General features: G+C 38.3%; 28 protein-coding genes. All 28 read left to right on the top strand.

The window, feature by feature from the left end:
- The first annotated feature begins 393 nt into the window (after positions 1-393).
- The 28 genes from OR571_RS03895 (at position 394) to OR571_RS03760 (ending at position 18,447) form a co-directional block, all read left to right on the top strand.
- Positions 394-1,083: a response regulator transcription factor gene (locus tag OR571_RS03895; protein ID WP_282241540.1), complete on the top strand. Its 690-nt coding sequence runs from the start codon at positions 394-396 to the stop codon at positions 1,081-1,083.
- A gap of 21 nt (positions 1,084-1,104) precedes the next feature.
- Positions 1,105-2,091, top strand: a complete 987-nt coding sequence (locus tag OR571_RS03890; protein ID WP_282241539.1) for a sensor histidine kinase — start codon at positions 1,105-1,107, stop codon at positions 2,089-2,091.
- Positions 2,092-2,190: 99 nt separating this feature from the next.
- Entirely contained in the window at positions 2,191-2,952 is a 762-nt protein-coding gene (locus OR571_RS03885) for an ABC transporter ATP-binding protein (RefSeq protein WP_282241538.1), read from the top strand.
- Positions 2,942-4,930: an FtsX-like permease family protein gene (locus OR571_RS03880; protein WP_282241537.1), complete on the top strand. Its 1,989-nt coding sequence runs from the start codon at positions 2,942-2,944 to the stop codon at positions 4,928-4,930. Before OR571_RS03885 ends, OR571_RS03880 begins: the two co-directional genes overlap by 11 nt.
- Positions 4,931-5,053: 123 nt before the next feature.
- A complete protein-coding gene (locus OR571_RS03875) occupies positions 5,054-6,373 on the top strand; it encodes a Na+/H+ antiporter family protein (protein WP_282241536.1) in 1,320 nt (439 codons plus the stop codon).
- An 894-nt stretch (positions 6,374-7,267) separates the two neighbouring features.
- On the top strand, positions 7,268-7,576 hold the full coding sequence (gene rpsJ / locus OR571_RS03870; RefSeq protein WP_093274779.1) for a 30S ribosomal protein S10: 309 nt from the start codon (positions 7,268-7,270) through the stop codon (positions 7,574-7,576).
- Positions 7,577-7,620: 44 nt separating this feature from the next.
- Positions 7,621-8,250, top strand: a complete 630-nt coding sequence (gene rplC / locus OR571_RS03865) for a 50S ribosomal protein L3 (RefSeq protein WP_142538190.1) — start codon at positions 7,621-7,623, stop codon at positions 8,248-8,250.
- 26 nt (positions 8,251-8,276) lie between these two features.
- Complete coding sequence (gene rplD / locus OR571_RS03860) at positions 8,277-8,900, top strand: 50S ribosomal protein L4 (RefSeq protein WP_142538191.1); 624 nt, start codon at positions 8,277-8,279, stop codon at positions 8,898-8,900.
- Positions 8,900-9,184, top strand: coding sequence for a 50S ribosomal protein L23 (gene rplW / locus OR571_RS03855; RefSeq protein ID WP_282241535.1), 285 nt, complete (start codon positions 8,900-8,902; stop codon positions 9,182-9,184). Before rplD ends, rplW begins: the two co-directional genes overlap by 1 nt.
- A gap of 42 nt (positions 9,185-9,226) precedes the next feature.
- Positions 9,227-10,057, top strand: a complete 831-nt coding sequence (gene rplB, locus OR571_RS03850) for a 50S ribosomal protein L2 (protein ID WP_142538193.1) — start codon at positions 9,227-9,229, stop codon at positions 10,055-10,057.
- A 60-nt stretch (positions 10,058-10,117) separates the two neighbouring features.
- Positions 10,118-10,396: a 30S ribosomal protein S19 gene (gene rpsS, locus OR571_RS03845; RefSeq protein WP_090567829.1), complete on the top strand. Its 279-nt coding sequence runs from the start codon at positions 10,118-10,120 to the stop codon at positions 10,394-10,396.
- 20 nt (positions 10,397-10,416) lie between these two features.
- The gene (rplV, locus tag OR571_RS03840) at positions 10,417-10,761 is read left to right on the top strand and encodes a 50S ribosomal protein L22 (RefSeq protein ID WP_093274750.1); all 345 of its coding nucleotides are present in this window, start codon (positions 10,417-10,419) and stop codon (positions 10,759-10,761) included.
- A gap of 3 nt (positions 10,762-10,764) precedes the next feature.
- Positions 10,765-11,421 carry a 30S ribosomal protein S3 gene (gene rpsC, locus OR571_RS03835; protein ID WP_093274747.1) on the top strand — a complete coding sequence of 219 codons (657 nt, stop codon included), beginning with the start codon at positions 10,765-10,767 and terminating at the stop codon, positions 11,419-11,421.
- Position 11,422: 1 nt separating this feature from the next.
- Positions 11,423-11,857, top strand: a complete 435-nt coding sequence (gene rplP / locus OR571_RS03830; protein WP_053591324.1) for a 50S ribosomal protein L16 — start codon at positions 11,423-11,425, stop codon at positions 11,855-11,857.
- Positions 11,847-12,047 carry a 50S ribosomal protein L29 gene (rpmC, locus tag OR571_RS03825; protein ID WP_053591325.1) on the top strand — a complete coding sequence of 67 codons (201 nt, stop codon included), beginning with the start codon at positions 11,847-11,849 and terminating at the stop codon, positions 12,045-12,047. The genes rplP and rpmC overlap by 11 nt, the downstream gene beginning before the upstream one ends.
- A gap of 18 nt (positions 12,048-12,065) precedes the next feature.
- Positions 12,066-12,329: a 30S ribosomal protein S17 gene (rpsQ, locus tag OR571_RS03820; RefSeq protein WP_282241533.1), complete on the top strand. Its 264-nt coding sequence runs from the start codon at positions 12,066-12,068 to the stop codon at positions 12,327-12,329.
- 44 nt (positions 12,330-12,373) lie between these two features.
- Entirely contained in the window at positions 12,374-12,742 is a 369-nt protein-coding gene (gene rplN, locus OR571_RS03815; protein WP_053591327.1) for a 50S ribosomal protein L14, read from the top strand.
- 36 nt (positions 12,743-12,778) lie between these two features.
- The gene (gene rplX, locus OR571_RS03810) at positions 12,779-13,087 is read left to right on the top strand and encodes a 50S ribosomal protein L24 (protein WP_142538196.1); all 309 of its coding nucleotides are present in this window, start codon (positions 12,779-12,781) and stop codon (positions 13,085-13,087) included.
- A gap of 23 nt (positions 13,088-13,110) precedes the next feature.
- Complete coding sequence (rplE, locus tag OR571_RS03805; RefSeq protein ID WP_142538197.1) at positions 13,111-13,650, top strand: 50S ribosomal protein L5; 540 nt, start codon at positions 13,111-13,113, stop codon at positions 13,648-13,650.
- 18 nt (positions 13,651-13,668) lie between these two features.
- Complete coding sequence (rpsN, locus tag OR571_RS03800) at positions 13,669-13,854, top strand: 30S ribosomal protein S14 (protein ID WP_090567851.1); 186 nt, start codon at positions 13,669-13,671, stop codon at positions 13,852-13,854.
- A 30-nt stretch (positions 13,855-13,884) separates the two neighbouring features.
- The gene (gene rpsH / locus OR571_RS03795; RefSeq protein WP_142538198.1) at positions 13,885-14,283 is read left to right on the top strand and encodes a 30S ribosomal protein S8; all 399 of its coding nucleotides are present in this window, start codon (positions 13,885-13,887) and stop codon (positions 14,281-14,283) included.
- A 30-nt stretch (positions 14,284-14,313) separates the two neighbouring features.
- Positions 14,314-14,853, top strand: a complete 540-nt coding sequence (gene rplF, locus OR571_RS03790; RefSeq protein ID WP_142538199.1) for a 50S ribosomal protein L6 — start codon at positions 14,314-14,316, stop codon at positions 14,851-14,853.
- A 30-nt stretch (positions 14,854-14,883) separates the two neighbouring features.
- A complete protein-coding gene (rplR, locus tag OR571_RS03785) occupies positions 14,884-15,243 on the top strand; it encodes a 50S ribosomal protein L18 (RefSeq protein ID WP_142538200.1) in 360 nt (119 codons plus the stop codon).
- A 21-nt stretch (positions 15,244-15,264) separates the two neighbouring features.
- A complete protein-coding gene (gene rpsE, locus OR571_RS03780) occupies positions 15,265-15,765 on the top strand; it encodes a 30S ribosomal protein S5 (protein ID WP_093274720.1) in 501 nt (166 codons plus the stop codon).
- 15 nt (positions 15,766-15,780) lie between these two features.
- The gene (gene rpmD / locus OR571_RS03775; RefSeq protein ID WP_142538201.1) at positions 15,781-15,963 is read left to right on the top strand and encodes a 50S ribosomal protein L30; all 183 of its coding nucleotides are present in this window, start codon (positions 15,781-15,783) and stop codon (positions 15,961-15,963) included.
- Between the two features lie 32 nt (positions 15,964-15,995).
- A complete protein-coding gene (gene rplO, locus OR571_RS03770; RefSeq protein WP_142538202.1) occupies positions 15,996-16,436 on the top strand; it encodes a 50S ribosomal protein L15 in 441 nt (146 codons plus the stop codon).
- Positions 16,436-17,728 carry a preprotein translocase subunit SecY gene (secY, locus tag OR571_RS03765; RefSeq protein ID WP_282241529.1) on the top strand — a complete coding sequence of 431 codons (1,293 nt, stop codon included), beginning with the start codon at positions 16,436-16,438 and terminating at the stop codon, positions 17,726-17,728. Before rplO ends, secY begins: the two co-directional genes overlap by 1 nt.
- 65 nt (positions 17,729-17,793) lie before the next feature.
- On the top strand, positions 17,794-18,447 hold the full coding sequence (locus OR571_RS03760) for an adenylate kinase (RefSeq protein WP_282241528.1): 654 nt from the start codon (positions 17,794-17,796) through the stop codon (positions 18,445-18,447).
- The last annotated feature ends 281 nt before the right edge of the window (positions 18,448-18,728 follow it).

Here is an 18,728-nt window from a genome sequence, read left to right as displayed (position 1 = left end):
GAGATGGATTTTTTTTGTTCTAGAAGTTTTAAATTCTCCATTGTGTGGATAAATTTTTACGTTATATAAACAGATGATGGAACGTGATATGGAGATATAATTGAAGAATTAGTTGTTCTCGCTTGTAAACTAGTTACCTTAAATAGTAATTTAGTTTCTTTTCCTAGTTACTTGGTTGCCCATAGCCATTTATTGGGTATATTTATTATGAAACTACATAATTTATGGGATTTAGTGTGTGAAGGTGAAATGCCCGCGATAAGCGAATCACCGACGTACTAATTCTCAGCTGTTACTTTATCAAGACTTATTAAGATACATTATCCCCATATTATGAACAAAACTTTTTTATAAATAAAAATAGTGTAAACTGATTGTAAGAGGTGGAGTCTAATGAATGCACAAATCTTATTGATTGAAGACGATCAACTAATATATGAAATGATTAAAGAACGATTTATCCAGTGGTCATTTGATGTAATTCGTCCAGATGACTTTCAAAAAGTAATGTCAGATTTTATTGAACAAAAGCCACAATTAGTTATTATTGATATACAATTGCCGTCCTATGATGGCTTTCATTGGTGTAGAGAAATTCGTCATATCTCTAAAGTTCCGATAATTTTTTTATCCTCCCGAGATCATCCGATGGATATGATTATGGCGATGCAAATGGGGGCAGATGACTTTGTACAAAAGCCATTTAATATGGATGTACTGCTTGCGAAAGTACAAGCATTACTACGGAGAACATATGATTACCAGGAAGAAAAATTAGAAGTTAGTAATTGGAATGGTGCAATCATTGACTTTGCAAAAAGTGAAGTGAAGAAGCAGGATAGATCTATCGAGCTCACGAAAAATGAACTTTTTATATTACGTATCCTACTAAAATCTGTGGACACAATCGTTTCGCGTGATGAGTTAATGCGGCAGCTCTGGGATGATGAACGATTTGTAAACGACAATACGTTATCTGTTAATGTGAATAGATTGCGGTTAAAACTAGAGGAAATTGATTTAAAAGAAGTTATTCTAACGAAAAAAGGATTAGGCTACATGGCAATTACGAAAGAGGGGTAATGTTATTTGTTCATAATGTACATGAAAGAAAGAAAAGCATGGATTCTTTTTTTTATTGGCTTGCAAATTTGGTTGAACATCCTATTAACTTTAGATATCGCTTTCCAAGACGTTGCTATTCTTTATATCAACCTAGTGTATATTTTAACTTTCCTCCTTTTTATATGGTGGAGGTATAGGAAAGAGACAACTTATTATAAAGAATTAGAAGAAAGTGCAACGTTTGATTCTCTTCCAAAGGGTGAGTCTAGCTTTGAAAAGAAAATTACAAGCATTATGGAAGAATTAATATTAGTAAATAACGAGGAACTGAATCAATTGAAGGTGGAGCATTTAGAAGAGAATGATCGGATTTTATCTTGGATTCATGAAGTTAAAACACCATTGACTGGCATGAAGCTCCTAATCGATGCTGTACAAGAACAACCTTTGCAGGAGAAGCTTGAGGTCGAATGGTTAAGAATTCATTTATTACTAGACCAGCAGCTTCACCATACAAGGCTTCCTTCTTTGGAAAAGGACTTTTTAGTAGAATCTGTTCCACTTCAAAAATTAATACATAAAGAAATCATTGAACTACAAGCATGGTGCATGCAAAAGGGGATTGGTTTTGAAATTGAACTCTTACAAAAAGATGTGCTGACCGATCAAAAATGGTTAGCATTTATCCTTCGTCAGTTGTTAACAAACGCAGTGAAGTATAGTGATTCAGATAAAGAAATTCACATTTTTTCTAAAAAAGACGAATCAGGTCATACTATTTTAACTGTAAAAGACTTTGGAAGTGGGATAACAAAGGCAGATCTGCCACGTATATTTGAAAAGTCATTTACCGGTAAAACGGGGAGAAATACTGCTGCTTCCACTGGAATGGGACTGTATTTAACGAAAAAAGCTGCTGATAAATTGGGGATACGAATAATAGTAGATTCTAAAATCGACGAAGGCTCATCATTTTCATTACAATTTCCTTTAAAAAATGAAATGAGCAAAATAACGAGTAGATGACAAAATTGTCATCTACTTTGTTTGTTTGTCATGTAAATCGAACGATTAAACGTATAAAAAGTCTTACACTAGAGTTAATACTATGTAGGAGGTAAATACATGACTATTTTGAGTGGACGTAAAATTAGAAAAGTTTATGGAAAAAAATCAACTGCGCAAGAAGTGTTGAAAGGTATAGATATGGAAGTACAAGAAGGGGAATTTGTTGGCATTATGGGACCATCGGGTTCCGGAAAGACAACGTTATTAAATGTTCTTGCTTCGATTGATAAAGCGACTGAGGGTGTTATTGAGATCAGCGGTCACAATTTACGAACGATGAAAGAACGAGAGTTATCTAATTTCCGTCGCGAACAATTAGGCTTCATATTCCAAGACTACAATCTCTTAGATACATTAACGGTGAAGGAAAATATACTGTTACCACTTTCTATTAGTAATATATCTAAAAAAGAAGCGGAGGGCCGTTTCAAAGAACTTACTAAAACATTAGGAATTGACGATCTCGCAAATAAATATCCAAACGAAATATCTGGAGGACAAAAACAAAGAACATCGGCTGCCCGAGCATTAATCAGTAATCCTTCCGTAGTGTTTGCCGATGAACCAACAGGGGCTCTAGATTCTAAGGCAGCTACTGCGTTACTCAGTAATCTTGAGAAAATAAATAGAGATAAAAAAGTGACAATCATGATGGTTACACATGATGCGGTTGCCGCAAGTTTTTGTTCTCGCGTGTTATTTCTGAAGGATGGACAATTATATACGGAACTGTATAAAGGTGAAAAAGATCGGATGCGTTTTTACCAAGAGATTATGAGTACGCAAAGTGTGCTTGGTGGTGATGGCTATGACGCTTAGTCAATTAGTTCTTCGGAGCATGAAGAAAAATATTAAGCATTATTATTTATATTTCTTTGCCCTTATATTCAGTGTAACGCTTTACTTTTCTTTTGTTACATTGCAATACAATCCTAGTGTAGTAGATGTATCGCAAGGGGTAAAGGTTGCTGCCGGTTTAAAGGCCGCATCGTATATATTGTTATTTGTAGTAGTGTTTTTTGTTCTATATGCGAATCTGTTGTTTATGAAAAGAAGAAGTAAAGAAATTGGGCTTTATCAGCTAATAGGAATGTCTAAAGGGCTTGTGACAAGGTTATTAGTGCTTGAGAATACAATTCTTTGGGTTAGTGCACTGACGATAGGTGTCGGACTTGGTTTTTTAACTTCTAGAGTTTTTGGAATGGTTTTACTGCGCATTTTAGAAAAAGATGTATTAGTTGAGTTAATATTTTCGGTGGAAGCACTGCAAATGACGATTTTCGTGTTTTTAGTGTTATTAATCGTAGTATTGATCCAGACTGCAATCGGTATCAGACGAGTCTCGTTACTTGCATTGTTTACGGCAAATGCGACAGCGGATGTAAAAGTGAAACGATTTAGTGGATTTCAAATGTTACTCGGCTTCATTGGTCTTTTATTAATTGGTTATGGGTATTACTTGTCTACTACTTTGTTCGAACTTGATAGTGAAAATCCTAATATGCTTTTTTATAAAATGATCGCAATTTTAGTTTCAACAATTGGAGGAACATTTTTTGTTTTTCGTTTTTCAGTTGCATTTATAATGAATTTAATTCGAAAACAGAAAAGAGGACATTTGTCTATACAGGACGTATTATCTTTAACGCCAATTATGCATCGCATGAAATCGAATGCTATGTCGTTAACAACAATTACGGTTATCTCCGCAACTGCTTTAGGTATTCTTTGTTTGTCGTATATCTCCTATTATTCAGCAGGTTCCACGGCAAAATTAAACATACCGTTTGATTATATTATTATGAATGACCAAGGCGGGACATTTATAGAGCAGTTAAACGAGAAAAAAATAGAATACACACAAACAGATATCGAATTATTAAATGTAGATGTTGATACGTCGGCTATATATGCTAGTGACATGCCTGCGGGATTAAGTATGGTATCTAAAGGTCCCATGGTTATCACAAAGCTAAGTGATATGCAAAAAGAAATGCCAGAGCTTTCCTTAAAAGAAGGAGAAGGGTATATCACAGGATATAGTAGTATGATGTCAGAAATAGTGAAACTGGAAGAAAATAAACCAGTACAGCTAACAACATCGAATGGAGAAGAACCTATTACCATTAAAGAAATCAAATCCAATTCATTGCTCATCTATTATGTAACAGGTGCTGGCATGTCGATAGTCGTAACAGATGATCAATTTGAAAAACTGAAAGCAGACGCAATGATCAGCGAGCAAACTATATGGCAAAAACAAGTTGGTATTGATTTAGCGGATAGTGCGCAACTAAAAGAAGTACAAGCCATATACGAAGAAACAACAAATAATGGTCATTTTGAAGTGTCTAAAGATGATGGTGTAATTGAAAGTGTGAACATGGATACGCAAGAAGCATATAGATTGTCGATGCTAGATATGTTTGGACTAGTGATCTTTGTAACAGGATTCTTAGGTTTAGCATTTTTAATGACTACGGGCAGTATTCTTTACTTTAAACAAATGACGGAAGCGGAAGAAGAGAAAGCTTCCTATACGGTGCTTAGAAAAATTGGTTTCACGACGAATGAGTTGATGAAAGGAATTTATAAAAAGCAATTGTTTAACTTCGGTGTTCCACTAGTTATTGGTTTAGCACATAGCTACTTTGCGGTTAAATCGGGTTGGATGCTATTTGGCACGGAACTAGTAGCACCTTTACTAATTACAATGGGAGTTTATGTAGTTTTATATTCAATCTTTGCATTTCTCTCTATTGGATACTACCGAAAAGTAGTAAATGAATCGCTATGATGATTAATTAAAGAAAATGCCCCTTTGTTTTGAAAGCAAGGGGGCATTTTCCATTGACATTCAGGCTAAGAAGAATTAAACTTTCACTTATTAGTAATCTAGTACGTGAAAGTGAGTGTTTTTATGAATGCTGTTTTAATTGCAGTTATAGTAATGTTGGTTTTGAGTTTACTTCGTATAAATGTCGTGTTTTCTTTAACAATAGGTGCAATAGTAGGCGGTCTTACAGCTGGTTTATCCATCACAGAGACGATGGCTTCATTTACAGGTGGATTAGGTGATGGTGCAGCCATTGCTTTAAGTTATGGAATGTTAGGCGGTTTTGCAATTGCCATCTCTAAAACAGGAATTCCTGAGTTACTAGTTATGACCATTTTGAAATTAGTAAAACGTAATGGAGATACACAAAAAACTGGTTTGGCTAAAGCATTGGTTTTCTTTGTGCTACTGTTGATGGCTATATTCTCGCAAAACCTCATACCGATTCATATTGCTTTTATTCCATTATTAATCCCTCCGATTTTAAAGATTTTAAATTTGATGAACGTGGATCGTCGATTAATCGCTTGTATTTTGGCGTTTGGTTTAATAACTCCATACATGAGTTTGCCTTTTGGATTTGGGTTAATATATCAAGAAATTGTGGCTAAGCAAATAACAGCAGCGGGAGAAGCAATCTCTACGTCAGATGTATATGGACCGATGTTAATTCCGGCTATCGGAATGGTAGTAGGATTAATCCTTGCGTTTATAGTATTCCGTAAACCTCGCTACTATAAAGAGTTAGATACAAATGAAATAGAAGAGGTAGAAGTAACGATTGAGAAGAAAAATGTAGTTTTTACTATCCTTGCTCTTGTAGCTGCTGTTGTCGTGCAAATACCGACGGGGTCCATGATTTTGGGTGCATTATCTGGTGTAGTTATATTATATATAACAGGAGCACTTAAATGGAGACAAGCAGATGAATTGCTAACGGATGGTATGCGTATGATGGCATTCATAGGTTTAGTTATGATAGCTGCAAGCGGATTTGCTGCAGTAGTGACAGACTCAGGTGATGTAGAGAAGCTAGTAACGGCATCTACATCTATAATGGGTGACAACAAAGGTCTTGCAGTGCTGATCATGTTACTTATAGGTTTGATCGTTGATATGGGTATTGGTTCTTCGTTTGCAACGATCCCTATTATTGCGGTTATCTTTGTTCCGATTGCTCAAGAATTTGGTTTAAGTCCAGCAGCAATTATTACATTGATTGGAACTGCGGGTGCATTAGGTGATGCTGGTTCTCCTGCTTCTGATTCTACTTTAGGTCCAACAGCAGGTTTAAACGTAGATGGTCAACATAACCATATACGTGACACTTGTATACCAACGTTTTTTATATTTAACATTCCGTTAATCGTTTTCGGATGGATTGCAATTATGTTTTTCTCGTAATAAACGAATTTCTATAGAAAGAAAAGGATGATCTTTAATGAGGTCATCCTTTTTTGTATAGGGGAAGTCAATCATTGGGGCATCTCACAAAAGGAAGTATTAGTTGCTTTACGGCTAGTATAGTTACTTCTGATAGCTGATAGCTTGCTTATGCCTGTTTACTGGATAAATGTAATTAAACTATAACCGAAAAGGGATACTTCGACTTAGTAGGTTTGAAGAAAGTGACCGCTGGGATATTTGTCGCGTTCATAGCAAATTATATAGCGCTACATCAACTACTGTGATTTCACTTTAGAATATACCTCTTGAAGGAGTGCCACTAATTAACTAGTGCTATCATTAATAGATTGTAGTGGGCGACTCCTAGATGTTGGTCCTCAAGGTGTTGCCACACGATGTGGCATTCTTAACCTTCGTACTTCTGTGAGAAGATGAGACATCTTAGGCGAACGTGTAAGCGTCTGCGTGGATTATCGCTCATCCCCTGGAAACCGTCTGTCCTGTCGAGAAGAACCTATTGTACAGCTCATTCAACTCACTAGCGCACAGTTCCCTAAACGGTGGTATGCACTCTTCTGGTCATAATGTTATCCTAATGAATAATTCCACAAATTCACAACACCATATCACTTGTATTTTGTTGCGGAATTTTATATACTAAAACCCGGCTTAAGAAAGCAAGTGTAGCTGTAAAATATGTTTCTAAAACAATTTAAAAGAATTTCGCTAAAACACTTGCGAAATCTTTTTTTATTGTTTATAATGTTGTAGTTGGTCTTTGACTGCGATGAAGCGAGAGGTTACCGACACACCCGGCCGCTTTGCCATGGCGAGTGATCGGAAAATTTTCGTGGAGAATGTCTAGAAAATAGGCGAGAAGGAGGGAAAATAATGGCAAAACAAAAAATTCGTATCCGTTTGAAAGCGTATGATCACAGAATCCTTGATCAATCTGCTGAGAAAATTGTGGAAACTGCTAAACGTTCAGGTGCAAGTGTATCAGGTCCGATTCCACTTCCAACTGAGAAGTCGACGTACACAATTCTTCGTGCTGTTCACAAGTACAAAGATTCTCGTGAACAATTCGAAATGCGTACGCATAAACGTCTGATCGATATCGTTAACCCAACACCACAAACTGTTGATGCGTTAATGAAGCTTGATTTACCATCTGGCGTTGATATTGAAATCAAACTTTAATGGTAAAAAAATAAAACAACAAATTATTATAGGAGGTGTGACGGATGACCAAAGGAATCTTAGGTAGAAAAATCGGTATGACGCAAGTATTTGCTGAGAACGGTGACTTAATCCCTGTAACTGTAATTGAAGCTACTCCAAACGTAGTACTTCAAAAGAAAACAGTTGAAACAGACGGTTACGAAGCTATTCAGTTAGGATTTGAAGATAAGCGTGAAAAGCTTTCTAACAAACCTGCTAAAGGGCACGTAGCAAAAGCAAGCACTGCTCCTAAGCGCTTCATCCGCGAATTCCGCGGCTTGGATACAGCTAATTACGAAGTTGGTCAAGAAGTCAACGTAGAAAGTTTTGCAGAAGGCGATGTAATTGATGTAACAGGTGTTACTAAAGGTAAAGGTTTCCAAGGTGTTATTAAACGCCACGGACAATCACGTGGACCAATGGCTCACGGATCTCGTTACCACCGTCGTCCAGGTTCAATGGGGCCAGTTGCTCCGAACCGTGTATTTAAACAAAAGAAATTACCTGGTCAAATGGGTGGGCATGTAGTGACAATCCAAAACTTACATATCGTAAGAGTGGATGCTGAACGCAACCTACTACTTGTAAAAGGTAATGTTCCTGGTTCTCGTAAATCATTAGTAGTTGTAAAAGCTGCTATTAAATCGAAATAATCTCTTGAAGAAAGGAGGAAACAGGAATGGCAAAAGTATCTTTATTGAATCAAGCAGGATCTTCTGTTGGTGAAATCGAGTTAAACGATAAAGTTTTCGGTATCGAACCAAACGAAGCAGTTTTGTTTGAAGCTATCATTGCTCAACGTGCATCACTTCGTCAAGGTAATCACAAAGTGAAAAACCGTTCTGAAGTAGCTGGTGGTGGACGTAAACCATGGCGTCAAAAAGGAACAGGTCGTGCTCGTCAAGGGTCGATTCGCTCTCCACAATGGCGCGGCGGTGGTGTTGTATTTGGTCCAACTCCACGTAGCTATAGCTATAAATTACCTAAAAAAGTACGTCGTTTAGCTCTTCTTTCAGCTCTTTCATCTAAAGTGCGTGAAGAAAGCATCGTAGTATTAGAAGGTTTAGCTTTTGATGCACCAAAAACAAAAGAATTCGTGAAAGTGTTATCTAACCTTTCAATCGATAAAAAAGCGTTATTCGTAACTGCTGATTTAGATGAAAACGTAGCATTAGCTGCACGTAACATCCCTGGAATCACAGTTGTGTCTGCAACAGGCATTAACGTATTAGATTTAGTAGGACACGATAAATTAGTGTTAACTAAATCTGCAGTAGAAAAAGTTGAGGAGGTGCTTGGATAATGGAAGCACGTGATATTATTAAACGTCCGGTCATTACCGAGCGTTCTTCTGAAATTATGGCAGATAAAAAGTACACTTTTGAAGTGGACACTCGCGCTAACAAAACTCAAGTTAAATATGCAGTTGAAGAAATCTTTGGAGTAGATGTTGAAAAAGTAAACATCATGAACTACAAAGGGAAATTCAAACGTGTAGGTAAATTTGGTGGGTACACTAACAAACGCCGTAAAGCGATTATTACATTAACTCAAGATAGCAAAGATATCGAATTATTCGAGATCTAAATCTTATAAAAACAAATCAATACTCAAGAAGGAGGGAATACAATGGCGATTAGAAAGTATAAACCAACGACAAACGGACGTCGTAACATGACATCGTTAGATTACGCTGAGATCACAACAGACAAACCTGAGAAATCACTTCTTGCTCCTGTGACACGTAAAGGCGGCCGTAACAATCAAGGTAAAATTACTGTTCGTCATCATGGTGGTGGACACAAACGTCAATACCGTATCATCGATTTCAAACGAAACAAAGATGGTATTGAAGGCCGTGTAGCTACTATTGAATATGATCCAAACCGCACTGCGAATATCGCATTGATTAACTATGTGGATGGAGAAAAACGTTATATCCTAGCTCCTAAAGGCTTACAAGTTGGAATGACAGTTGTGTCAGGTCCAGAAGCTGATATTAAAGTAGGTAACGCTCTTCCATTAGAAAACATTCCAATGGGTTCAACAATCCATAATATTGAAATGAAACCTGGTAAAGGTGGTCAGCTAGTACGTTCTGCTGGAACATCTGCACAATTACTTGGTAAAGAAGGTAAATACGTAATCGTACGTTTACAATCTGGTGAAGTTCGTTTAATCCTAGGTGTTTGCCGTGCAACTATCGGTGAAGTAGGAAACGAACAACACGAACTAGTAAACATTGGTAAAGCAGGTCGTTCTCGTTGGTTAGGTAAACGCCCAACTGTACGTGGATCTGTAATGAACCCTAACGATCACCCACACGGTGGTGGTGAAGGACGTACACCAATCGGTCGTAAGTCACCTATGTCTCCATGGGGTAAACCAACTCTTGGATACAAAACTCGTAGCAAGAAAAACAAATCCGACAAGCTTATCATTCGTCGTCGTAAAAAATAATGTGGTTTACTACGGTTCAAAGAACGGACCGTGGTGTAATCACGAAAGGGAGGATTCAGCATGGGTCGTAGCTTGAAAAAAGGACCTTTCGCAGACGATCATTTACTTAAAAAGGTCGATGCACAAAAGGATTCTGAGAAAAAACAAGTGATTAAGACTTGGTCTCGCCGTTCGACAATTTTCCCTACTTTTATCGGATTAACAATCGCAGTATATGATGGACGTAAACATGTTCCTGTATACGTGACTGAAGATATGGTAGGTCATAAACTAGGCGAGTTTGCACCAACACGCGCTTATAAAAGCCATGGTGCAGATGATAAGAAAACAAGACGCTAATTTGAGAGGAGGTCATTCAAATGTCACAAGCAAAAGCTATTGCTAAAACGGTGCGCATTGCTCCTCGTAAAGTAAGATTAGTCGTTGATTTAATCAGAGGTAAGCAAGTTGGTGAAGCAGTTGCAATTTTACAACTTACTCCTAAAACAGCATCACCTGTTGTTGAGAAAGTATTAAAATCTGCAGTTGCGAACGCTGAGCACAATTATGATTTAGATATTAACAACCTAGTTGTTTCTGAAATTTTTGTTGACGAAGGTCCAACACTAAAACGTTTCCGTCCACGTGCACAAGGTCGTGCAAGTGCGATTAACAAACGTACTAGCCACATTACTGTAGTGGTATCTGAGAAGAAGGAGGGATAATTCGTGGGTCAAAAAGTACATCCAATAGGATTACGAGTAGGTATTATTCGTGACTGGGAGTCAAAATGGTACGCTGGTAAAGACTATGCAACTCTACTTCACGAAGATTTAAAAATTCGTAAACACATTGAAACTCGTTTAAACGATGCATCTGTTTCTACTGTAGAAATCGAACGTGCTGCTAAACGTGTTAACATTACAATTCACACTGCGAAACCAGGTATGGTAATCGGTAAAGGTGGTACTGAAGTCGAAGCACTTCGTAAACACTTGAACGAACTTACTGGCAAGCGCGTACACATCAACATCGTTGAGATTAAAAGAGCTGACTTAGATGCTAAACTAGTAGCAGAAAGTATCGCACGTCAATTAGAAGGCCGCGTATCTTTCCGTCGTGCTCAAAAACAAGCAATTCAACGCACAATGCGTGCTGGCGCTAAAGGTATTAAAACTCAAGTATCTGGACGTCTAGGCGGCGCTGACATTGCGCGTGCTGAACACTATAGTGAAGGAACTGTACCACTTCATACATTACGTGCTGACATTGATTATGCACATGCTGAAGCTGACACTACTTATGGTAAGCTAGGCGTTAAAGTATGGATCTATCGTGGGGAAGTCCTTCCAGTGAAGAAGAACTCTGAGGAAGGAGGCAAATAATATGTTAATGCCTAAACGCGTTAAATATCGTCGTGAACACCGCGGAAAAATGCGTGGTGAAGCGAAAGGCGGTAAAGAAGTATCATTCGGTGAATTCGGTTTACAAGCAACTGAAGCAAGCTGGATTACAAGCCGTCAAATCGAATCTGCTCGTATTGCAATGACACGTTACATGAAACGTGGCGGTAAAGTTTGGATTAAAATTTTCCCGCATAAACCATATACGAAAAAGCCTCTTGAGGTTCGTATGGGATCTGGTAAAGGTGCTCCTGAAGGTTGGGTAGCGGTAGTAAAACCAGGAAAAGTTATGTTTGAAATTGCTGGTGTATCTGAAGAGATCGCTCGTGAAGCGTTACGCTTAGCATCACATAAGCTTCCTGTTAAATGTAAAGTAGTTAAACGTCAAGAAATTGGTGGTGAATCTAATGAAAGCTAATGACATCCGTGAACTTACTACTGCAGAAATAGAACAAAAGGTAAAATCACTGAAAGAAGAGCTTTTCAACCTTCGCTTCCAATTGGCGACTGGTCAATTAGAAAACACAGCTCGCATTCGTGAAGTACGTAAAGCGATTGCGCGTATGAAAACTGTGATTCGCGAAAGAGAAATCAGTGCAAACAACTGATAAAGGAGGTTTTCAGGCATGACTGAGCGTAATCAACGCAAAGTATACACAGGCCGTGTTGTTTCAGATAAAATGGATAAAACAATTACTGTTTTAGTTGAAACTCATAAAAAACATAAGTTATACGGTAAACGTGTTAAATATTCGAAGAAATTCAAAACTCATGATGAGCAAAACGAAGCACAAATCGGTGATATCGTGCGTATCATGGAAACTCGTCCGTTATCAGCTACAAAACGTTTCCGTTTATTGGAAATTGTAGAAAAAGCGGTTATTATCTAATAATAAATTTCGGAACTAATTCATTCCGAAGGGAGGTTACCTAAGTGATCCAACAAGAAACTCGTATGAAAGTTGCTGACAACTCAGGTGCACGTGAAGTTTTAACAATCAAAGTACTTGGTGGTACTGGTCGTAAAACTGCTAATATCGGCGATATCGTCGTATGTACAGTTAAGAAAGCAACACCAGGTGGCGTTGTCAAGAAAGGTGACGTCGTTAAAGCTGTAATCGTTCGCACGAAAAGCGGCGTACGCCGTAAAGACGGTACTTATATCAAATTTGATGAAAACGCATGTGTTATTATCAAAGATGATAAAGGACCGCGTGGAACTCGTATTTTCGGACCTGTTGCGCGTGAACTACGTGACAGCAACTTCATGAAAATCGTATCTTTAGCTCCAGAAGTTCTTTAATTTACATGAAAGTGCCAATCAAGGAGGTGCGACAGAATGCATGTTAAAAAAGGCGACAAAGTAATGGTAATCTCAGGTAAAGACAAAGGAAAAACAGGTGTTATCCTTGCAGCTTTCCCTAAGAAAGACCGTGTGTTAGTTGAAGGTGTAAACATCATCAAAAAACATATGAAGCCAAATCAAGTAAATCCGCAAGGTGGAATTGTAAGCCAAGAGGCAGCAATTCACGTATCGAATGTTATGTTAATCGACCCTAAAACTGGCGAGCCGACTCGCGTAGGTTATAAAGTAGAAGATGGCAAAAAAGTTCGTGTTGCGAAAAAATCCGGTGAAATTATTAAATAAGTAAAGAGAAGGGAGGTACACACATGAACCGCCTAAAAGAAAAGTATCTTAAGGAAGTTTCTCCTGCTCTAATGAGCAAGTTTGAATATAAATCAGTAATGCAAGTACCTAAAGTTGATAAAATCGTTATCAACATGGGTGTGGGCGATGCTGTATCTAATACAAAAGCACTTGATGCTGCTGTTGAAGAATTACAAATTATCTCAGGTCAAAAACCTGTAGTTACGAAAGCTAAAAAATCGATCGCTGGTTTCCGTCTTCGTGAAGGAATGCCAATCGGAGCAAAAGTTACACTACGTGGAGAGCGTATGTATGACTTCTTGGATAAATTAATCGCTATCTCTCTTCCACGTGTACGTGACTTCCGTGGTGTTTCTAAAAAAGCATTTGATGGTCGCGGTAACTACACGCTTGGAGTTAAAGAGCAATTAATCTTCCCTGAAATCGATTATGATAAAGTTTCGAAAGTACGCGGTATGGACATCGTAATTGTAACAACTGCGAACTCTGACGAAGAAGCTCGTGAGTTATTAACACAGTTCGGTATGCCATTCCAAAAGTAAACTAAGGGAGGCGAAAACGTGGCTAAAAAATCAATGGTCGTTAAACAACAACGTACGCCAAAGTTCAAAGTGCAAGAATACACACGCTGTGAGCGTTGTGGACGTCCGCACTCTGTATATCGTAAATTTAAGCTTTGCCGTATTTGTTTCCGTGAACTTGCATACAAGGGACAAATTCCTGGCGTTAAAAAAGCAAGCTGGTAAACCCCTATAAATGGGAAGGAGGTAAATGTAATGACAATGTCAGATCCAATTGCAGATATGCTTACACGCATTCGTAATGCTAACATGGTTCGTCACGAGAAATTGGAAGTTCCTGCTTCAAACATGAAAAAGGAAATCGCAGAAATCCTAAAACGCGAAGGTTTCGTACGTGATGTAGAATTAGTAGAAGATAGCAAACAAGGTATCATCCGTATCTTCTTAAAATACGGTCAAAACGACGAGCGCGTTATTACTGGTTTGAAACGTATTTCAAAACCTGGTCTACGCGTTTACGCAAAAACAAACGAAGTGCCTAAAGTACTAAATGGTTTAGGAATTGCTTTAGTTTCTACTTCAAATGGTTTATTAACAGATAAAGAAGCTCGCGCTAAACAAGTTGGCGGAGAAATCGTAGCTTACGTTTGGTAATAATCAACAAACGAATGGAGGTGCAACAAAATGTCTCGAGTAGGTAAAAAACCAATAGAGGTTCCTGCAGATGTTACTGTTACAGTTAACGCTGATAATACAGTAGTAGTAAAAGGACCAAAAGGTGAATTAACAAATTCTTTTAACCAAGATATTAAAATTGAGCAAGAAGGTAATGTCATTACTTTAGTACGTCCTTCAGAGTCTAAAGAACACCGTACAATCCACGGTACAACACGTGCTTTATTAGCAAATATGGTCACTGGTGTATCACAAGGATTCGAACGTGGTCTTGAATTAGTTGGGGTTGGTTATCGTGCGCAACTACAAGGAACTAAACTTGTACTTAACGTAGGATACTCTCACCCAGTAGAATTTACTCCTGAAGACGGAGTAGTAGTTGAAGTTCCTTCTAATACAAAAGTTATCGTTCGCGGTATTAACAAAGAACGTGTTGGTGCATTAGCATCTAACATCCGTGCTGTTCGTCCACCAGAGCCTTACAAAGGTAAAGGTATTCGTTATGAAGGCGAAGTTGTACGCCGCAAAGAAGGTAAAACAGGTAAATAATGCATCCCGCATTAGAAAGGAGTGACCACTGTGATTACGAAACAAGACAAAAATCAAGTTCGTAAGAAACGTCATGCACGTGTTCGTACAAAAATCACGGGTACTACTGAACGTCCTCGTTTAAATGTATTCCGTTCTAACAAACATATTTACGCACAACTGATCGATGATTCACAAGGTGTAACAATCGTAAGTGCGTCTACTATGGATAAAGACTTTAATGGTACAGCTGGAAATGTTGAAGCTGCTACATTAATCGGTGAAACAATCGCAAAACGCGCTGTTGAAAAGAACATTAAATCTGTTGTATTCGACCGTGGCGGTTACTTATATCATGGACGTGTTAAAGCGTTAGCTGAAGCTGCACGTGAAAACGGCTTAGAATTTTAAGAAGAAGGAGGGACATATTTCATGCGTGGTATTGACCCAAACAAACTTGAACTTGAAGAACGCGTAGTAACGATTAACCGTGTTGCTAAAGTTGTAAAAGGTGGACGTCGTTTCCGTTTTACTGCATTAGTAGTAGTTGGAGATAAAGACGGACATGTTGGATTTGGTACTGGTAAAGCTCAAGAGGTTCCAGATGCAATCCGTAAAGCAGTTGAAGATGCAAAGAAAAACTTAGTAGAAGTACCAAGAGTTGGAGGAACTACTCCTCACCAAATTATTGGACGCTTCGGTGCTGGATCTGTTCTAGTTAAACCAGCTGCACCTGGTACAGGAGTTATCGCTGGTGGACCGGTTCGTGCGGTTCTAGAATTAGCAGGTATCACAGACATTCTTTCTAAATCACTTGGTTCTAACACACCTATTAACATGGTTCGTGCTACAATCCAAGGTTTAACAGAACTAAAACGTGCTGAGGACGTTGCTAAATTACGTGGTAAATCAGTAGAAGAACTGTTAGGATAAGGGGGGAAATTGACAATGGCAACTAAATTAGAAATCACCCTTACTAAAAGCTTGATTGGTACTAAACCAAATCAACGCAAAACAGCTGAAGCCCTTGGACTACGTAAATTACACCAAACTGTTGAGCATCAAGACAATGCTGCTATCCGTGGGATGGTTGGCAAAGTAGCTCACTTGGTAACACTTAAAGAAATTTAAGGTATATCTTAATAATAAGGAGGTGCCACCAAATGAAACTTCATGAGTTAAAACCAGCAGAAGGATCTCGTTCTACGCGTAACCGTGTAGGTCGTGGTACCGGTTCTGGTAATGGTAAAACTGCAGGTAAAGGTCATAAAGGTCAAAACGCTCGTTCAGGCGGAGGAGTTCGTCCTGGATTTGAGGGCGGTCAGAACCCATTATTCCGTCGTTTACCAAAACGTGGATTTACGAACATTAATCGTAAAGAGTTTGCAATTGTGAACCTTGACACATTAAATCGTTTCGAAGAAGGCACAGAAGTAACACCTGCATTATTGATTGAAACAGGTGTTGTGAGCAGTGAAAAGTCTGGTATTAAGATTCTAGGTAATGGAACTCTTGATAAGAAGTTAACAGTAAAAGCTCATAAATTCTCTGCTTCAGCTAAAGAAGCAATTGAGAATGCTGGCGGACAAACCGAGGTGGTTTAATGTTTCAGACGATCTCCAACTTTATGCGTGTGAGAGATATTCGAAATAAAATCATTTTTACTTTATTGATGTTGATCGTCTTTCGTATAGGGACATTCGTTCCTGTACCTTACGTCGATGCAAATGTATTGAAGCAAACAGATCAATTAGGTTTAATTGGTTTCTTAAATACATTTGGTGGTGGAGCACTTGCTAACTTTTCTATTTTAGCAATGGGTATCATGCCATACATCACAGCATCCATTATTGTACAATTGTTACAAATGGATGTTGTACCGAAGTTTACGGAGTGGGCTAAGCAAGGAGAAGTTGGAAGACGTAAACTTGCTCAATTCACACGTTACTTCACTATTGTGTTAGCTTTTATTCAAGCAATTGCTATGTCATATGGTTTTAACCGTATGTATGGTGGTTCTTTAATAAGAGAAGAAGGCATCTTGAATTACGTTGTAATTGCAATTGTATTAACTGCAGGAACTGCATTTTTAATGTGGTTAGGAGAACAGATTACATCAAAAGGTGTTGGAAATGGTATTTCTATCATTATCTTCGCTGGGATCGTAGCTGCTATTCCAAATGCGATGAACCAAGTGTATGCACAATTTATTGAGGGTGCTGGAGAAGCACTATTTATCAATATTGTGATTGTATTATTATTATTACTGGCAATTATTGCTGTTACGGTTGGAGTAATTTATGTTCAACAAGCGTTGCGTAAAATTCCAATCCAATATGCAAAACGTGTTGCTGGCACAGCCCAAACGGGTGGTCAACAAACGCACTTGCCTTTAAAAGTAAATGCTGCGGGAGTAATTCCGGTAATCTTTGCTTCTGCTTTTCTTATGGCACCTCAGTCACTTGTTCTGTTCTTCGGACAGAATAGTACGACTGATTTCATAACAAGAGCATTAGATTATACACAACCTATTGGTATGATTATTTACATTGCTTTAATTGTTGCCTTTACTTACTTCTATGCATTCATTCAAGTGAATCCAGAAAATGTAGCCGACAATTTGAAAAAGCAAGGTGCTTATATTCCGGGGATACGCCCAGGTATAAACACTCAAAGTTATTTGACTAGCGTATTATATCGATTAACTTTTATCGGTTCTATTTTCTTGGCTTTAATTGCAATAATGCCATTACTATTTGTTAAGTTTGCGGGTCTACCGCAATCAGCTCAAATTGGTGGTACCAGCTTACTTATTGTAGTTGGGGTTGCATTAGAGTCGATGAAGCAATTGGAATCACAATTAGTTAAACGTCATTATAAAGGCTTTATGAAATAATATGGTTTTTAGGAACGGTTTATGTTCCTAAAAATCTACAAATAGTCCTGAGGGGGTATTTTCGTATGAATATCGTTTTAATGGGTCTGCCAGGTGCTGGTAAAGGTACGCAGGCAGATAAAATTGTTGAGAAGTACGCAATCCCTCATATTTCTACAGGCGATATGTTTCGTGCAGCTATTAAAGATGGCACGGAGCTTGGTTTAAAAGCAAAATCGTTTATGGATCAAGGTGCATTAGTACCGGATGAAGTAACGATAGGTATCGTTCGCGATAGATTAAGTAAACCAGACTGTGAAAAAGGATTCCTACTTGATGGTTTTCCACGTACTGTACCGCAGGCAGAAGCGCTAGATGCTTTACTTACGGATCTTGGAAAATCAATTGAGCATGTGCTTAATATTCAAGTAGAACAAGATGAATTGATCAAACGTCTAACTGGCCGTCGTATTTGTAAAGTATGCGGCACTGCTTATCATTTAGTCTTTAACCCACCTGCTAAGGACGGGTTATGTGACAAAGATGGTGGAGAGCTTTATCAACGTGCGGATGATAATCCGGAAACGGTAACTAACCGTCTGGAAGTAAATATGAAGCAAACACAACCTTTGCTTGACTTTTACGACAACAAAGGTGTTTTAACAAATATAGATGGACAGCAAGATATTACAAAAGTATTTGCTGATCTAGATGCTCTGTTACAGGGCAACCGCATCTAATAGCCCGGTGCCTGTCGCAGACGACTGAATACCCGGGCACTATGCATAAGAACGAAGACGTTTTTTTCGAGAGCTGCAAAAGCATATTGCGCCCGGTATACGAACTGGATGAATGGAGATGCATCTATAACGAGGACCCCCTAGTCCACGTGCATTTTGACTTCTGAAAGGGTATAATGGGTTTCGTGGAAGCATCTATGTAACGAACGGGTACTATGGAACTCATCCAACACATTCGTGCGAACATGTTGACATGAGGGAGACGGGTTTCTACCAGTCAG

It is taken from the genome of Psychrobacillus sp. NEAU-3TGS (assembly GCF_029955155.1).
Taxonomy (GTDB): Bacteria; Bacillota; Bacilli; order Bacillales_A; family Planococcaceae; genus Psychrobacillus.
The sequence above is the reverse complement of the archived record's forward strand: the minus strand, read 5'-3'. Positions and strand labels throughout refer to the sequence as shown.

Coding starts and splice junctions, on each gene's coding strand:
- rplF (WP_142538199.1), top strand. CDS start 14,314: ATGTCTCGAGTAGGTAAAAAACCAATAGAGGTTCCTGCAGATGTTACT.
- rplW (WP_282241535.1), top strand. CDS start 8,900: ATGGAAGCACGTGATATTATTAAACGTCCGGTCATTACCGAGCGTTCT.
- OR571_RS03875 (WP_282241536.1), top strand. CDS start 5,054: ATGAATGCTGTTTTAATTGCAGTTATAGTAATGTTGGTTTTGAGTTTA.
- rplO (WP_142538202.1), top strand. CDS start 15,996: ATGAAACTTCATGAGTTAAAACCAGCAGAAGGATCTCGTTCTACGCGT.
- rplD (WP_142538191.1), top strand. CDS start 8,277: ATGGCAAAAGTATCTTTATTGAATCAAGCAGGATCTTCTGTTGGTGAA.
- rplP (WP_053591324.1), top strand. CDS start 11,423: ATGTTAATGCCTAAACGCGTTAAATATCGTCGTGAACACCGCGGAAAA.
- secY (WP_282241529.1), top strand. CDS start 16,436: ATGTTTCAGACGATCTCCAACTTTATGCGTGTGAGAGATATTCGAAAT.
- OR571_RS03885 (WP_282241538.1), top strand. CDS start 2,191: ATGACTATTTTGAGTGGACGTAAAATTAGAAAAGTTTATGGAAAAAAA.
- rpsJ (WP_093274779.1), top strand. CDS start 7,268: ATGGCAAAACAAAAAATTCGTATCCGTTTGAAAGCGTATGATCACAGA.
- rplV (WP_093274750.1), top strand. CDS start 10,417: ATGTCACAAGCAAAAGCTATTGCTAAAACGGTGCGCATTGCTCCTCGT.
- rpmD (WP_142538201.1), top strand. CDS start 15,781: ATGGCAACTAAATTAGAAATCACCCTTACTAAAAGCTTGATTGGTACT.
- rplX (WP_142538196.1), top strand. CDS start 12,779: ATGCATGTTAAAAAAGGCGACAAAGTAATGGTAATCTCAGGTAAAGAC.
- rplC (WP_142538190.1), top strand. CDS start 7,621: ATGACCAAAGGAATCTTAGGTAGAAAAATCGGTATGACGCAAGTATTT.
- rpsE (WP_093274720.1), top strand. CDS start 15,265: ATGCGTGGTATTGACCCAAACAAACTTGAACTTGAAGAACGCGTAGTA.
- rpsH (WP_142538198.1), top strand. CDS start 13,885: ATGACAATGTCAGATCCAATTGCAGATATGCTTACACGCATTCGTAAT.
- OR571_RS03895 (WP_282241540.1), top strand. CDS start 394: ATGAATGCACAAATCTTATTGATTGAAGACGATCAACTAATATATGAA.
- rplB (WP_142538193.1), top strand. CDS start 9,227: ATGGCGATTAGAAAGTATAAACCAACGACAAACGGACGTCGTAACATG.
- OR571_RS03760 (WP_282241528.1), top strand. CDS start 17,794: ATGAATATCGTTTTAATGGGTCTGCCAGGTGCTGGTAAAGGTACGCAG.
- OR571_RS03890 (WP_282241539.1), top strand. CDS start 1,105: ATGAAAGAAAGAAAAGCATGGATTCTTTTTTTTATTGGCTTGCAAATT.
- rpsQ (WP_282241533.1), top strand. CDS start 12,066: ATGACTGAGCGTAATCAACGCAAAGTATACACAGGCCGTGTTGTTTCA.
- OR571_RS03880 (WP_282241537.1), top strand. CDS start 2,942: ATGACGCTTAGTCAATTAGTTCTTCGGAGCATGAAGAAAAATATTAAG.
- rpsS (WP_090567829.1), top strand. CDS start 10,118: ATGGGTCGTAGCTTGAAAAAAGGACCTTTCGCAGACGATCATTTACTT.
- rplE (WP_142538197.1), top strand. CDS start 13,111: ATGAACCGCCTAAAAGAAAAGTATCTTAAGGAAGTTTCTCCTGCTCTA.
- rpmC (WP_053591325.1), top strand. CDS start 11,847: ATGAAAGCTAATGACATCCGTGAACTTACTACTGCAGAAATAGAACAA.